Source organism: Nitrospira sp. SG-bin1, from assembly GCA_002083365.1.
In the GTDB taxonomy this organism is placed as follows: domain Bacteria; phylum Nitrospirota; class Nitrospiria; order Nitrospirales; family Nitrospiraceae; genus Nitrospira_D.
On sequence record LVWS01000032.1, the window covers coordinates 104903 to 119205 of the forward strand.

A 14303-nucleotide genomic window follows, 5' to 3' on the forward strand; every position below is an offset into this window, starting at 1 on the left:
CGCTTGTACTGCTCGTGGGAGATGGATGCATTGGACAAGCAGCGGTTTCTCGCTTGGATATCATCGATCCTGAAGCATTCGTGTTCCTGCCAGGCTTGACCGGTCTGATACAGCTGTTTCGACGAGCATCCGGCGAGCGCAACAGTGCCCAGCATAAGTAGCCAAATGAAAATAGAGAGCAATCGCATAAGCGTGAGGTCGGATCAGGTGAACCAAGAACGGGTGGCATTATAGGAAGGGGGTGAAGGAGAGTCAACGAAAAGGGACCGAATCAGGGCCTAGCAAGGAAACGGGAATCCAACAGGGAGCGAAGCGCGGCGAACCATCGATCGGCCATTTGAGATTCCCCTTGCCGATTCGGGTGGAGCCCGTCCCATGTCATGACCGTCGGATCAAAACCATGATGTTGGTCGACCACCATGACCGGCGATACAGTCGTGCCTTTTGTCGCCGCCAAATCAGGTAATTTCGCGACGAACGCCGGCATCTCCGCATGGCAACCATGCGTGGATGGGATGCTTTGGGCCAATACAACGGCCACGGCGGGATTCACCTTCCTCAGTAGGTCGATGATCCGGGAGATCTCGTCGATCGTGCCGGGAATATCTTGGCCCTGACACAGATCGTTCGTGCCGAGGTGTAGCAGCACGATATCGGGTGACGCCACCGCAGCCGCTCCCCCAACAAGGAAGTCGAGGATTTGATCCGCGCGCCAGCCCGAGTGTCCCTCATGATCCATGTCGAAATCCGTCCTGACCGGAGAGCCGCCGTAGGCTCCGCGCATGGAGCCCACAAAGTCGATGCGATAGCCAGCGTCCTTGACCCGGTGCCAGAGAAAATACCGATAGGTCCACTGACCGGCCGCCGATTCAGTGATCGAATCTCCCAGCGGCATGATTTTCGCGACAGGAGCAGAAGCAGGTTCGACATTGTGTGTGTCGTCCGAGCCGCAGGAAGACGGCAAGAAAAGACAGAGAATTGCGAGCGCCCTCACGCACAAGGCCATTCCGCCGTTCAAGGACACGCATGCCCATCGGTGAAGGAACGACCGCATAACGGCCGCAGGTCTTATCATAGGGGGCCCATCCTAAATCAGATTCCCACATCAGAATACGTCAATGAAGCGCTTGCCAGCTTACTCGTATTGATGAGAAAACAACAGGCATCATCCGGCGGAACCTTGAGCTTACGGCTTGCAATAGACACGACCATACTGGATATTAGATTGCCAAATCAGGAGGTCCCTTTATGGCAGTTCGAAGTGCCATCTTGACGGCAGGGCTCTCAACGTTCCTTGTGGCATGTGGCAGTCTGGAGAAAAAGGCTATGCTGCTCAATCTTGGAGATACAAGAGAACAAGTTCTCGCTGCAATGGGACCGCCAGATGACCGCCAGCTGAGAGGCGAGGATGAGGCATGGCAATACTGTCAAACCGGCGCGGGATTTGGTTACCATGACTACCGAACTGTTTGGTTTTATCGTGGCAAGGTAACTGGCATAAACTCGTACAAGAGTTCACGCCCCGCCTCTTCCTGCGTTACAGACCTAAAGCCAATCAAATGGGAGGACGCACCTGAGGCCACAATCGAAATTCGGAAGAGGTGAAAAAAGTAGGACACTCCATGTTCTATTGTTTACTTGGTTCCGTTCATAGAAGAAGCCCCGCGACTACCTGAAAGGCGGTGTGTGATGAAAAAACGTCGACCAACGTATGAAGAACAAATTGTCAGAGATTACGAGAAAGGCCAGTTCAAGTCTGTAGCTCCCTCAAAAGCCGAACTCAAGCGTTTTAAAGAAGCAGCCCGAGCAACGTTTATCAAGAACCGACGAGTCAATGTGAGATTGTCCACACCCGATTTGATGGATATTCAAACCCGTGCAGCCGAGGAAGGGGTGCCGTACCAAACGCTCATTGCGAGTGTGCTGCATAAGTTTGTGACCGGTCGATTCACGGAAAAATCATCGCGTCTCACAACACGGTCAAGCGGTCGTGCCAGACGACGGCGCGCCGCCTAAGGCAAGTATCTGTCCAATCTTTCCTCTTCCGACCATTCGCGAGGTTGTGGCCAGAATCGGCGTTGCCGACGTCCACGCCTGGGCCTCACCTGAGAGGATTGCGAGCAACTCCTGTCCCAGCTTGGCTATTCCGCACAAGTCAGCATCATTGCCAGGTAGTTTCCGCAACACATGCCGATGCAACGCCATGAAGAGCGTTGACAAGTGATTCAACACGCGCAAGAATCCCTCGCCACTTTTCGATTTGTCTTAGCGTACAGCCTACTATGCTATTCAGTGCAATCAATTGTTAGGCAGGCCACAATTTCGCGGAGGAGTTGTGATGAGTAATGGCGATCAGATCCTTCGAGCGCATGCCACTATTAGCTCACTTCGGACGAATCTGCCCACTGACTATGAAGTAGAAGAAATGTGGGTCAAAGAATTCAATGGGGCACTTAGAAAGATCGAAGCCGCAACCAGCATGGACCTTGGTGAGTTCAAGGTAACTGAAGACTTGCTCTATCGATCAGTTGCGTCAGGCAATTATCTCACCGGGAAAGTCAACTACCGTGACGGCTTGTGGTGTAGACGAGAGACACTGCTCCACAAGATAGACTCTGTGCTGCGCTACTTTACAGGTCTACAGAGCGGTCAGGATAGGCAGATTGATTTCAAGCGGTCTTGAGACACGCAGAACTTGAATCATGGGACCACTAGAAGAACTCAGGCTGCACGTTGACGCACTCTGTTTGGCGGTTGACGCCAATCCGAAATTCTTTGCGTCTATTAAGCACTATGTCGCCCAGTTTCAGCAACTCCTCATAGGGCCAAAGGCGCCGACAGTTGCCGAGTTACAGGTACTTGCAACCAAAATCGAGGAATTCTGGTCTAAGTGGAGACCATCTGGTGGGGATGGCTTCTACATTCCACCACGTGAAACAGAAGACACTGACAGCACAGTGCAGCGGTTGAATGTTATCGTTCACGATTTAGTCGCTTTAAAAGAGACCGAATTCAAGAACTTAGCCACGCGTTTCATTGACGGAGTTCGACTCGAAAGCAGTGATCAGCATGATATGGTCAGATAGCCGTGTGTCTTCATTGGCCATGGTCGTAGCCGTCTTTGGGCACGGGTCAAGACGTACCTCGAGGATGAGCTCGGCCTAGCAACAGTCACGTACGAATCTGAGTCGCGTACCGGGGACTCAATTGTTCCAATTCTTGAGAAGATACTAGATCAGGCTACATTCGCTCTCTTGCTGTTGACGGCCGAGGACGAAGGGTCTGCCGGAGAAAGACGGGCCAGACAGAACGTCGTCCACGAGGCTGGACTCTTCCAGGGTCGGCTTGGGTTCAGACGTGCCGTTCTGCTAGTCCAGGAGGGAATCGAAGGGTTCAGCAACGTCGCGGGACTGCAGCATGTTCCGTTCTCCGGCGAAAACATAGAACAGACGTTTTACGAGCTCCACCGAGTGCTGAAACGGGAGCGTCAACTGGGAAGATAAGCTTAAGCTATTGTCACTCCGCGCATCGGACGAGACCCTTCTGAGGGCGCGCGTTCGGCGAGCAAGAAGGACGGCCTGGCTGCTCCTTAATTCTTCCGCTCCCCTATCTTATTCTCCGTTCCCTTCCACAACCGCTCAATGTTCCCCTTGTGCTTGATCACAATGAGACTTGTCACCAGCAGAGAGAACAAGGCGAATGGAGCCGTCGGTCGAAGCGATGCGGCGAGGATGGGAAAGAGTCCGAACGCCGTCAGTGCGCCCCCGGAGGAGTACCGCCACATGACGACGGCTCCAATCCAAGCCAGCAGCAGCAACAGTCCAATCAGCGGAGCAACGCCAAGGACTGAACCGAGCGCGGTCGCGACGCCCTTGCCGCCTTTGAATCCAAGAAACGGCGAAAAGAGATGGCCCAGAAACGGCGCGAGCGCGACGAGGAGAATGGCCCATTCGTCTTGTAGCAGCTGCGTCGCTGAGAAACCCATCACCCATCCTTTGCCCATATCGCCGATCAAGGTCAGAATCCCGGCCTTCTTGCCTGAGACACGGAGGACGTTCGTAAACCCGACGTTCTTGCTCCCGACTGTCCGCGGATCGGGCAGACCCATGGCCGTGGAGATGACCACGCCAAACGGCACGCCGCCTAGCAGATACCCAACGACCATGAGCCCAAAGAAGAGTCCCTGTTGCTCCATGCTATTTGCCTTCGTGATTGCTTCCGACCATCACAAAAACTTCTCCGGATGCGCAAAAAACTCCAGCATCACACGGTTGAGATTGGGCCAGTCGCGATGACCGCCTGTACCTTCACAGTAGAGCGTGGCCCCACCTGCAGCACATTTTTGATAGGCTCGGCATCCACCTTCCACCGGCTTTGTCTTGGTGACGTCACAGCGATTGCAGCCGGCCCACCAGGCTGAGGTTTGCGCGCCCCACCCGGGGAACAACGTGTCGTTCTTGCCGTGCATGATCATGACGGGAATGGGCTCTCGACATTGAAACGACTCGAGATCTTTTCCGGTCCAGCCGGCTGCGCTCGGTGCGACAGCCGCGGGAATCTTCTTCGTGTTATCCAGCACGGCTAAGGCCAAGGATGCAGTCCCTCCATCGGAATGGCCGGTCGCATAGACTCTCTTCGGGTCGACGCACCAGTCGTTTGCCACGAGGTCGGGAATGGCTCCAAGCTGCTCGATGGCAGGGATGTTCAGCTGCAGATGATCGGCATAGACCACGACAAATCCGGCACCGGTCGCTCCGGTGGTGAGGCCGGTCAATTTTTCAGACGCCCACCTGCTCTGCCCTGCCGCGGCATAGACCATCAACAACGGATGCGCAAACGTGGCGTCATAATTGGAGGGTGTTCGAACGATATACCGAATGCCGGAGGCCGACACGTTCCCGTCCGTGGCCCCGGCGGGACCCGGACGTGAACCCGCGGGACAATGTCCTGCCGCAGGTGGATAGGCGAACGCTTCGAGCTGTGGGGGCGTCGAGTTTTCGCTGCAGGCTATCAGTGCGATGTGAAGAAGAACCAACGCGCAGGCAGATCTGAAAGGTCGCACGTTGCCCACCACGCCGCCGCTAGACTATCGAGATGTCTTCCAGTTGAAGATGAAAGAGATTGTGGTATCGCACTCAGAACTCGGCTGTATTGCTGTTCCGTCAAAGCCCTTTTGCGACGACCTGTTTCCAAAAACTCCACACATACCGGCTGCCGGAGATGTATCCCAGCACCAGCGATAAATATAAGGTGCCGGTGCCGGCTAAATGCAAATTCCCGAGTTGGGCCAGCTCCGTCCCCTCCAGGATCAGCAGAATGATGGCGATGACTTGGAGCGCCATCTTATACTTGCCGGTCGTCTCCGCCGGGATGATCATCCCTTCTCCCGCGGCAATGGCGCGGATGCCGGTCACCGCGACTTCCCGCGCGATGATCAGCAGCGCGACCAACGCGCTGACCCGATCCACGTTCATGAGGAGAATCAGCGCCGACAGGACCAAGAGCTTGTCGGCGATCGGATCGAGGAGTTTCCCGAGCTTGGTGATCTGGCCGGTTCGCCTGGCGATGTAGCCGTCCAACATATCCGTCACCGCTGCGACCGTGAAAACGATGGCCGCGGCCAGCGACTGATCGGGCGTCGGATGGACAAACAGAATGATGAAGACCGGAATCAGAAGGATGCGGACGAGCGTCAAGAGATTGGGCAGGTTGAAAGACTCCGCTCCAATTTCTCGCCACACTTCCAGCACGCGGTTCATAGTGGGCACACTTGTCGAGTTTGACTTGAGTTGCAAGTTACGAGTTTTGCGTCTTGCGTCTCTGCTGAATTCCCACGGCGAAACCTGCAACCCACAACCAGAAATCGATCTGTAAGCCGCTTGTTGCGTACAGAAGTCATCGATTACACGATCCCGTTCTTGAGCAAATCATGCAGATGAATCACGCCTCGGATCGTCCGGCCGTCGTCCGTCACCACGAGAGTCGTGATCGAATACCGCTCCATCATCTCGACCGCCGTGGCGGCCAATTCCTGCGGCCCGACCGTTTTTGGATTGTGCGTGGCCAGTTCACCCGCCGTGGCGTTGACCAAATCCGTGCCCCGCTGGATATAGCGCCGTAAGTCTCCGTCGGTGATCACGCCGACCAACGCACCCTCGTGATCGACCACGGTCGTCATGCCGAGCTTTTTCGCGGACATTTCGAGCATCGCCGCCATCCCTCCGACGTTGGCGTGAACCATGGGGATCTCCGAATCGGCATGCATGAGATCTTTCACCTTGACCAGCAACCGGCGTCCCAACGTTCCGCCGGGATGGAACCGCGCAAAATCTTCCTCCTTGAACTCCCGTTTTTTCAAAAGGGCCACGGCCAAGGCATCACCCAGTGCCAACGTGGCGGTCGTGCTGGCGGTGGGCGCCAACCCCATCGGGCAGGCCTCTTCCTGTACCGACACATCGAGCGCGACATCGGAGTTTTTCGCCAAGGTCGACGTCATCCGACCCGTCAACGCGATCACCGGAATGCCCAGACGTTTCACATAGGGAAGCAATTGAAGCACCTCTTGCGTCTCGCCGCTGTTGGATATCGCGATCAGCGCATCCCGACGCGCCAACATGCCGAGATCTCCGTGCACGCCTTCGGCGGGATGCAGGAAGAACGAGGACGTGCCGGTGCTGGCGAGCGTCGCGGCAATCTTCTGTCCGATCAAGCCCGACTTGCCCATGCCGGAGACGACGACCTTACCCTTGCATTGCACGAGCAGATCCACGGCCTTGGCAAATTTGGCATCCAGCCGGGCCGTCAAGGCTTGGACCGCACGAGCCTCAATGTCGAGCACACGCCGACCGTCGGCGAGACTCTCCTCCATCTTTGCAGCTTTCGATTCCCGACCGGATGGTTTCGCCATGGCCGTGCCGCGTCTCCTCGTCTTCGATACCTCACGTCGCGCGGATGACTTCAGCGTCTTGGTTTTGCCGCGTCGCATATCCGCATGATCCGTTCCAGCAGGGATTTCAAATGGTCCAATGGCACCATATTCGGTCCATCGGACAGCGCCTCGTCAGGATTCGGGTGGACTTCCATGAAGAATCCGTCGACCCCCGCTCCGGCCGCGGCGCACGCCAGCGGTTCGACAAATTCCCGCTGGCCGCTGGATTTCGTTCCCCCACCGCCCGGCAGCTGAACGCTGTGCGTTGCGTCAAAGACGACAGGATACCCGAAGTTCCGCATAATAGGAAAGGATCTCATATCCACGACGAGATTATTGTAACCGAATGACGACCCGCGCTCGGTGAGCAACACCCGTCGGCTCCCGCACTCTTCGATCTTCTTGACGGCATTGCCCATCTCGATCGGAGAGAGAAACTGCCCTTTCTTTACGTTCACTACTTGTCCGGTTTTCGCCGCGGCGATCAGGAGATCCGTTTGCCGACAGAGAAACGCCGGAATCTGGAGCACGTCCACGACCTTCCCCGCCTCCGCCGCCTGCTCGTCCGTGTGCACGTCGGTCAAGACCGGCAAGCCGAGTTCATTTTTCACCCTCTTCAGCACCGCCAAACCTTTCTCCAAACCGGGACCGCGAAACGAATGGATGGACGTTCGGTTGGCCTTATCGAAGGAGGACTTGAAGACGTAGGGAATCCCCAGCGATTTGGTGATCTCGGCCACTCGCCCGGCCGTCTCCATCACCAGCTGTTCGCTCTCGATGACACAGGGCCCGGCAATCAAAAACGGGCGCTGCCCTTGACCGACCTTGAAGGAACCGATATCGACCAGATAAGCCATGCCCACCATGCCTAGGCTGAGGTCTAGGTTGAGGTTGAGCGGAAAGATTTCTTCTTCGTAACCTGAACCTGAACCTTAACCTTACCCTCGACCTTCATCTCAGTGCCCAAGTTTTTTGCGCAACGCCGCTCCCACGAATCCGCTAAACAAGGGATGCGGACGATGCGGACGGGAACTGTATTCCGGGTGGAATTGCGTCCCCAAGAACCAGGGATGATCTTTCAGCTCGACGATCTCGACCAATCGACCGTCGGGAGAGACTCCGGCCAGCACCAATCCCTTCGCCGTCAATTGCTCGCGATACGCGTTGTTGAATTCATACCGATGGCGATGGCGTTCCCGGACCTCGCTCACCCCGTACATCTTCTGCGCCAGCGTCCCTTCGCTCAGTGTGCACAGGTACGATCCGAGTCGCATGGTCCCGCCCTTGTCGCTGATGCCATGTTGATCGGGCATGAGGTGGATCACGGGATGGGGCGATCGCTCGTCAAACTCGGCGCTGTTTGCACCGGCCAAGCCGGCCACGTTCCGGGCAAACTCGATCACGGCACATTGCATGCCCAAACACAGACCGAGGAACGGAATCTGACGTTCCCGCGCATACCGGATGGTCGTCACTTTCCCCTCGATCCCTCTCGTCCCGAATCCACCGGGGATCAAGATGCCGTCCGCCTCGCGCAAGATTCGCTCCGTCCCTTGCCGTTCGATATCCTCGGATTCGATCCAATTGATGTTGACCTTGGTCTCATGATCGATGCCGCCGTGCACCAGCGCCTCTCCCAAGCTCTTGTAGCATTCTTTTAATCCGACATACTTGCCCACCAAGGCGACGCAAATCTCGTGCTTGGGACGCTTGATCTTCTGCACCATCGCGTCCCACTCGCGGAGGTTGGGCTGCCCGGTTTCCATATGGAGCTGACGCACGATCAGTTCGTCCAAGCCTTCTTTCCTGAAGACGATGGGCACTTCGTAGATCGTCTCGACATCTTTGGCCGTGATGACGGCGTCTTTGTCGACGTTGCAGAACATCGCGATCTTGCTCTTGAGTTCGGGGGGAATATAACGGTCGGTTCGGCACAACAGAATGTTGGGCTGGATGCCGATTTCCCGAAGTTTGTTCACCGAATGTTGCGTCGGTTTGGTCTTCAGTTCCCCCGCGGTGCCGATGTAGGGGACCAAGGTCAGATGGACGTACAACACATTGTCACGCCCGACATCGTAGGGCATCTGCCGGATGGCCTCGAGAAACGGCAAGCTCTCAATGTCGCCGACCGTCCCGCCGATCTCCACGATCGTGACATCGATGCCCTTCGAAATGCGCATGATCGCCTGTTTGATCTCATCCGTCACATGGGGCACCACCTGAACCGTCCCGCCGAGATAGTCTCCACGACGCTCTTTGGTGATGACCGAATGATAGATACGGCCGGTCGTGTAGTTGCTTTCCTTGGTCAAGGAGAGGGTCGTGAACCGCTCGTAGTGCCCGAGATCGAGATCCGTCTCCGCCCCGTCGTCCGTGACAAAGACCTCTCCATGTTGATAGGGATTCATCGTCCCGGGGTCGACATTGATGTACGGATCCAACTTCAGAAAGGTGATCTTCAATCCTCGGCTTTCGAGCAGGTTGCCGATGGAAGCCGAAGCCAAGCCTTTCCCCAGCGATGAGACCACTCCGCCCGTCACGAAGATAAACTTGTTCATGGCTGCCCTCTCTCCTGGACGTCAGATCGTTCCAATCCGGATACGCCTTTCATCGCTTAAAGAACACGCCGCTGTTTTGCAACTCCCGCTTGACTGCTTCAAATTGCCGCAAGCGTTCCGCGACGACAGACACATCTTCCGGCCGATCGACCCGCAGCGATGCATGTTGGGTTTCCCACACCCGGATGCGGATCCCATGGTCGAGGGCACGAAGCTGTTCGAGTTTTTCGGCCTCTTCCAACCGACTCGTCGGCAGAGCCGCGAATCGCAGCAACGTGTCCTTCGTATAGATGTACAACCCCAAATGAATATAATGGAGCCCTCCGACAACCTGCATGCTCGGATCATCACGGAGGAACGGGATCGGCGCTCGCGAAAAGTACAACGCATCGCCCTTGGCGTCGGTCACCACCTTGACCACGGCGGAATTGAACAGATCTTCTGTCGGGTCCATCACACGCTTGAGCGTTCCCATGCCGACCCTGCTTTCGAGAAACGGCTCGATCAAGTCGGTCAATAATTCAGGGTTCAACGGGATCTCGTCGCCCTGCAAGTCCAAGAAATAGTCACCCGCAAACATGCGGGCGACGGCGGCGACCCGGTCCGTCCCCGTCCGATACTCTCCGGTGACCATGAGCACACGCCCACCGAACTGTTCGACAGCCTGTTTGATTCGTTCGTCGTCAGTCGCCACCAACACGTCGGACACGGCACGGCAGGCCACGGCCTGTTCATACACATGTTGGATCATCGGTTTGCCGTTCAGCTCGACAAGCGGCTTGCCCGGAAACCGGGACGACCCGTATCGGGCGGGAATCACCACGGTGACCGATCGTGATTTATTCATCTCCAAATGCCTCGGACAACTGTTTCGGCGAAACCGTCGCGGTGCCGACCATTCCCACCACGATTCCGGCCGCGTAGTTCGCCATGACGGCTCCGGTCTTGATACTGGCGCCGGCGGAGAGGGCCAAGGCCAGGGTCCCGAGAACCGTATCGCCGGCACCGGTAACGTCGTACACCTGACGCGCTTTCGTGGGCAAATGCCACGAGGCGCCGTCGCCCTCGTACAAGCTCATGCCTTTTTCACCGCGCGTGATCAAGACCGAGTGGCACCCAAGACGTTGTCGAATCATCGCCCCGGCTTCGTCGATCGTTTGGTCGCCGTCGCCATGCAAACCGGAGGCTTGGGTGGCTTCCAGGTGATTCGGAGTGAGTACCGTGACCCCTTTGTAGTAGCTGAAATGTTCCACCTTCGGATCGACGATAACCGGAACCTTCCGCAAGGCGGCGAGTCGTGTGATTTCGGACATGAGGGCCGACGAGACGACTCCCTTGGCATAGTCCGACACCACCACGCAGGACAAGTCCCGAATCCGTGATTCGACATAGCGCAGAATCTTCTGCCGCAGCGCGGCTTTCAGTTCAGTCCGTCCCTCGATGTCATACCGCACGATCTGCTGGTTATGCGCGATCACCCGGCTTTTTCTGGTCGTGGGACGATCGTGATCGATCACCACTCCTCCGCGGCTTGATCGCTTGTCGCCGAGTTCCTTCATCAGAAGGCGCCCGCTTTCATCCGATCCGATCACCCCGCAAAGATCGGCCTTCCCGCCCAGCGCCAAGATATTGTTGAACACGTTGGCGGCACCGCCGAGTCGGATCGATTCCGATTGGACGTGCACGACCGGCACCGGCGCTTCCGGAGAGATTCGGCTGACTCGGCCCATGACGTAGTGATCGAGGATGAGGTCGCCGACCACGAGGACCGATGCTTGAGGAAATCGTTGCAGGTATTGTCGGAGTACCTTGGGCGCGGGAGCGCCGGACTGCTCAGCCTCGCCGCTATGAGGAAGAGAAGCGCGGCCGCTTTTCTTTATTGAATCGCCTTGCCGAATCGTTCCCACCGGACCCACTCCGTCCAATTTCCCTGCCCATTCCAGGACCAATAGATACGGAACGCCTTGCCGCGGATTTTCTCCTCACGGACATAGCCCCAGAACCGACTGTCCAGGCTTTGATCGCGATTGTCGCCCATCACGAAATAGGATCCTTCGGGGACCGTGACCGGTCCGAAATTGTCACGGGGGTTGATCGTCCCGTCGATGATGCCGGGGTCGATGCGCTGGGTGAAGGCTTTGTCGTCGAGAGGCTGGCCGTTGACGAGCACCACCTTGTTCCGGAGCTGGACCGTGTCTCCCGGCAGCCCGACGATACGTTTGATGAAATCTTTTTCTTCATCCTCGGGAAACCGAAACACGATGATGTCGCCCCGCTGAGGCTTGCCGAATGCCACCACCGTGTTGGACGTGTAACAATTGACTGGGGGGAACGTCCATTGCAGCTGACAATCGGTCGGCCACTGCAGGCCGTAGGAAAGTTTGCTGACCAAAATGTGATCACCGATCAGCAGGGTGGGAATCATGGATCCGGATGGAATCTTGAACGCCTGCACGACGAACACGCGGATGGCGAATGCCAGGAGCATCGCCACGACGATCGCTTCTGCGTACTCCCTGACAATGGACTTCCGTCCGGAGTGGTCGGTATTGTCCGCCAATTTGGCCCCCGGAAGCGATGCCTGCTCCCCTCCACGGGGAGAACTCGGCAGTTTCTCTACATTTCTCTGATTCTGATCGACGTTCATTCTTCCCCGACTTTCAAAATAGCCAGGAACGCTTCCTGCGGGACTTCGACGCTGCCGACCGCCTTCATCCGTTTCTTCCCTTCCTTTTGCTTTTCCAGCAACTTCCGTTTCCGCGTGATGTCGCCACCGTAGCATTTCGCCGTCACGTTCTTTTTCATCGCTCCGATCGTCTCCCGGGCAATGATCTTGTTGCCGATCGCCGCCTGAATGGCGATCTCAAACATCTGCCGGGGAATCAGCTCTTTCATCTTCTCCGCCATTTGGCGGCCGCGATGGTACGAACGTTCGCGATGGGTAATGAAGGACAGGGCATCCACCGCCTCACCGTTGAGCAGAATGTCGATCTTGACCAGATCGGACTCTCGATACCCAAGCAATTCATAATCCAATGAAGCGTACCCCTGTGTCCTGGATTTCAACTTGTCGTAAAAATCCAGGATAACCTCGTTCAACGGCAGTTCGTAACTGATCATCACGCGGGTGGGATCCAGAAATTGCAGGCTCCGCTGAATACCCCTCCGCTCTTGGCAGAGTTGAAGAATGGACCCCATGTATCGCTCAGGTGTAATGACCGTCGCCAGGATGAACGGCTCTTCGAAGGAGACGATGTTATTGGGGGGAGGCAATTCGGCTGGATTGTCGATTTCCAGCTTGTCCCCCTTCGTCGTGGTCACGTGGTACACGACGGTCGGTGCCGTGGTGATCAGCGTCAGACCGTATTCCCGCTCCAACCGCTCCTGGATGATCTCCATGTGCAGCAGGCCAAGGAATCCGCAGCGGAAGCCGAAGCCGAGCGCGAGCGACGTTTCCGGTTCGTAGACGAATGACGAGTCGTTGAGCCGAAGTTTGACGAGGGCGTCCCGCAAATCCTCGTACTTCGCGGTATCCGTTGAGTACAGCCCGCAAAACACCAGCGGCTTGACTTCTTTATACCCGGGAAACGGCTCGGCGGTCGGCGTCACGGCATCCGTCAGGGTGTCGCCGATCTTGACGTCGGCGACTTCTCGCATATTGGCACAGAGATATCCGACCTCGCCGGTCAGCAGCTCCGATTTCTTTGTTCGCTTGGGTGTGAATTGCCCGACTTCCATGACTTCAAACGTCCGGTCATTCGACATGACTTTGATCTTCATGCCCGGCCTGATCGATCCATCCACCAATCGCGCCAAGACGATCACGCCTTGATAATTGTCGAACCAGGAATCGAAGATCAGCGCCTTGAAAGGCGCCTGCGGATCACCGGACGGGGGAGGTATCCGCGCAATGATCGCCTCCAGCACCTCGGGGACCCCTTTCCCTTCCTTCGCACTGATGGGCAGGGCATCATCGGCTTCGAGTTGCAGCACCTCCGAGATCGAATGTTTCGTTCCCTCGACATCCGCACTGGCCAGGTCGATCTTATTGATGACCGGGATAATCGTGAGGTTATTGGCCATCGCCAAATTCACGTTGGCAATCGTCTGCGCCTGCACACCTTGGGTGGCGTCGACCAGCAACAGTGCTCCTTCGCAAGCGGCCAAGCTGCGGGAGACCTCATAGGTAAAATCGACATGCCCCGGCGTATCGATCAAATGGAGGGCATACGTCTTCCCATCCCGGGCCTTGTACCGGATGGCCACTGCATGGGCCTTGATCGTAATGCCACGTTCCCGCTCGAGGTCCATGGCATCGAGGATCTGGTCTTTCGCCTCTCGAGCAGTGACTGCGCCAGTAGCTTCTAGGAACCGGTCAGCGAGGGTTGATTTGCCGTGATCGATATGGGCGATTATGGAAAAATTGCGTATAAGGCTTTGCAAATCCTAGCTCATTCGTGAAAATCGGTTCATTATAGTAACTGCCTCCCAGGTTGTCAAAAGAGATCGTTCCCACCTAATAACTGATCACGCACCACAAAAAATCGACCGGTCCTTTTGGCACTCCTTCAGAGCGAGCCCTCTATCCGACTCAGTTGTGCACCGGTTCTTGGATGGTTCCCAACTGCGTTCTGGATTTCATCGCCCAACTTCACGACACGGGGCTGGGCCGTTACGCTATTGCGTAGGTGCGATCTTCCTCATGAAGGACCGCATGAAGTTCCGCGTTACCGGTCCGCGACACCTGAGGCGAAGGTGAGATTGATCGAAAGCCTCTCCGTCAAGGTGTAGGGACTTGCCTTATTTTCCTCCATCCA

At 56.5% G+C, this 14303-nt stretch carries 16 protein-coding genes; 5 read left to right on the top strand and 11 right to left on the bottom strand.

Annotated features, from left to right (window positions below; genetic code table 11):
• Nucleotides 1-271 precede the first annotated feature (271 nt).
• A complete protein-coding gene (locus A4E19_03375) occupies nt 272-1054 on the bottom strand; it encodes a hypothetical protein (GenBank protein ID OQW33453.1) in 783 nt (260 codons plus the stop codon).
• A gap of 194 nt (nt 1055-1248) precedes the next feature.
• Between A4E19_03375 and A4E19_03380 the strand changes: the two genes are divergently transcribed.
• The 5 genes from A4E19_03380 to A4E19_03400 all read left to right on the top strand — a co-directional run bounded on the left by A4E19_03380 (nt 1249) and on the right by A4E19_03400 (nt 3503).
• A complete protein-coding gene (locus A4E19_03380) occupies nt 1249-1605 on the top strand; it encodes a hypothetical protein (protein OQW33454.1) in 357 nt (118 codons plus the stop codon).
• Nucleotides 1606-1689: 84 nt separating this feature from the next.
• Complete coding sequence (locus A4E19_03385) at nt 1690-2016, top strand: hypothetical protein (protein OQW33455.1); 327 nt, start codon at nt 1690-1692, stop codon at nt 2014-2016.
• Between the two features lie 322 nt (nt 2017-2338).
• On the top strand, nt 2339-2683 hold the full coding sequence (locus A4E19_03390) for a hypothetical protein (protein OQW33456.1): 345 nt from the start codon (nt 2339-2341) through the stop codon (nt 2681-2683).
• A 19-nt stretch (nt 2684-2702) separates the two neighbouring features.
• The gene (locus tag A4E19_03395; protein ID OQW33457.1) at nt 2703-3086 is read left to right on the top strand and encodes a hypothetical protein; all 384 of its coding nucleotides are present in this window, start codon (nt 2703-2705) and stop codon (nt 3084-3086) included.
• Between the two features lie 168 nt (nt 3087-3254).
• A complete protein-coding gene (locus A4E19_03400) occupies nt 3255-3503 on the top strand; it encodes a hypothetical protein (GenBank protein ID OQW33458.1) in 249 nt (82 codons plus the stop codon).
• Nucleotides 3504-3589: 86 nt separating this feature from the next.
• Here the strand turns inward: A4E19_03400 and A4E19_03405 are convergent, their stop codons facing one another.
• The 10 genes from A4E19_03405 to A4E19_03450 form a co-directional block, all read right to left on the bottom strand.
• On the bottom strand, nt 3590-4195 hold the full coding sequence (locus A4E19_03405; GenBank protein OQW33459.1) for a hypothetical protein: 606 nt from the start codon (nt 4193-4195) through the stop codon (nt 3590-3592).
• Between the two features lie 30 nt (nt 4196-4225).
• Nucleotides 4226-5074: a hypothetical protein gene (locus A4E19_03410; protein ID OQW33460.1), complete on the bottom strand. Its 849-nt coding sequence runs from the start codon at nt 5072-5074 to the stop codon at nt 4226-4228.
• 88 nt (nt 5075-5162) lie between these two features.
• Complete coding sequence (locus A4E19_03415; protein ID OQW33461.1) at nt 5163-5759, bottom strand: CDP-diacylglycerol--glycerol-3-phosphate 3-phosphatidyltransferase; 597 nt, start codon at nt 5757-5759, stop codon at nt 5163-5165.
• Between the two features lie 143 nt (nt 5760-5902).
• Nucleotides 5903-6868, bottom strand: coding sequence for a D-arabinose 5-phosphate isomerase (locus A4E19_03420; protein ID OQW33640.1), 966 nt, complete (start codon nt 6866-6868; stop codon nt 5903-5905).
• Nucleotides 6869-6957: 89 nt separating this feature from the next.
• Nucleotides 6958-7785 carry a 3-deoxy-8-phosphooctulonate synthase gene (locus A4E19_03425; protein OQW33641.1) on the bottom strand — a complete coding sequence of 276 codons (828 nt, stop codon included), beginning with the start codon at nt 7783-7785 and terminating at the stop codon, nt 6958-6960.
• 99 nt (nt 7786-7884) lie between these two features.
• Nucleotides 7885-9486 carry a CTP synthetase gene (gene pyrG, locus A4E19_03430; GenBank protein ID OQW33462.1) on the bottom strand — a complete coding sequence of 534 codons (1602 nt, stop codon included), beginning with the start codon at nt 9484-9486 and terminating at the stop codon, nt 7885-7887.
• Between the two features lie 49 nt (nt 9487-9535).
• Nucleotides 9536-10333 carry a 3-deoxy-manno-octulosonate cytidylyltransferase gene (locus A4E19_03435; GenBank protein OQW33463.1) on the bottom strand — a complete coding sequence of 266 codons (798 nt, stop codon included), beginning with the start codon at nt 10331-10333 and terminating at the stop codon, nt 9536-9538.
• Nucleotides 10326-11393: a hypothetical protein gene (locus A4E19_03440; protein OQW33464.1), complete on the bottom strand. Its 1068-nt coding sequence runs from the start codon at nt 11391-11393 to the stop codon at nt 10326-10328. Before A4E19_03440 ends, A4E19_03435 begins: the two co-directional genes overlap by 8 nt.
• On the bottom strand, nt 11363-11974 hold the full coding sequence (locus tag A4E19_03445; protein ID OQW33642.1) for a signal peptidase I: 612 nt from the start codon (nt 11972-11974) through the stop codon (nt 11363-11365). The genes A4E19_03440 and A4E19_03445 overlap by 31 nt, the downstream gene beginning before the upstream one ends.
• A 155-nt stretch (nt 11975-12129) precedes the next feature.
• The gene (locus tag A4E19_03450) at nt 12130-13929 is read right to left on the bottom strand and encodes an elongation factor 4 (GenBank protein ID OQW33465.1); all 1800 of its coding nucleotides are present in this window, start codon (nt 13927-13929) and stop codon (nt 12130-12132) included.
• Nucleotides 13930-14303 lie beyond the last annotated feature (374 nt).

Bases quoted from the DNA above. Each gene is read 5' to 3' on its own strand.
- A4E19_03435 (OQW33463.1), bottom strand. From the start codon at position 10,333: ATGAATAAATCACGATCGGTCACCGTGGTGATTCCCGCCCGATACGGG.
- A4E19_03375 (OQW33453.1), bottom strand. From the start codon at position 1,054: ATGCGGTCGTTCCTTCACCGATGGGCATGCGTGTCCTTGAACGGCGGA.
- A4E19_03420 (OQW33640.1), bottom strand. From the start codon at position 6,868: ATGGAGGAGAGTCTCGCCGACGGTCGGCGTGTGCTCGACATTGAGGCT.
- A4E19_03445 (OQW33642.1), bottom strand. From the start codon at position 11,974: ATGCTCCTGGCATTCGCCATCCGCGTGTTCGTCGTGCAGGCGTTCAAG.
- A4E19_03405 (OQW33459.1), bottom strand. From the start codon at position 4,195: ATGGAGCAACAGGGACTCTTCTTTGGGCTCATGGTCGTTGGGTATCTG.
- A4E19_03395 (OQW33457.1), top strand. From the start codon at position 2,703: ATGGGACCACTAGAAGAACTCAGGCTGCACGTTGACGCACTCTGTTTG.
- A4E19_03425 (OQW33641.1), bottom strand. From the start codon at position 7,785: ATGGCTTATCTGGTCGATATCGGTTCCTTCAAGGTCGGTCAAGGGCAG.
- pyrG (OQW33462.1), bottom strand. From the start codon at position 9,486: ATGAACAAGTTTATCTTCGTGACGGGCGGAGTGGTCTCATCGCTGGGG.
- A4E19_03390 (OQW33456.1), top strand. From the start codon at position 2,339: ATGAGTAATGGCGATCAGATCCTTCGAGCGCATGCCACTATTAGCTCA.
- A4E19_03385 (OQW33455.1), top strand. From the start codon at position 1,690: ATGAAAAAACGTCGACCAACGTATGAAGAACAAATTGTCAGAGATTAC.
- A4E19_03415 (OQW33461.1), bottom strand. From the start codon at position 5,759: ATGAACCGCGTGCTGGAAGTGTGGCGAGAAATTGGAGCGGAGTCTTTC.
- A4E19_03380 (OQW33454.1), top strand. From the start codon at position 1,249: ATGGCAGTTCGAAGTGCCATCTTGACGGCAGGGCTCTCAACGTTCCTT.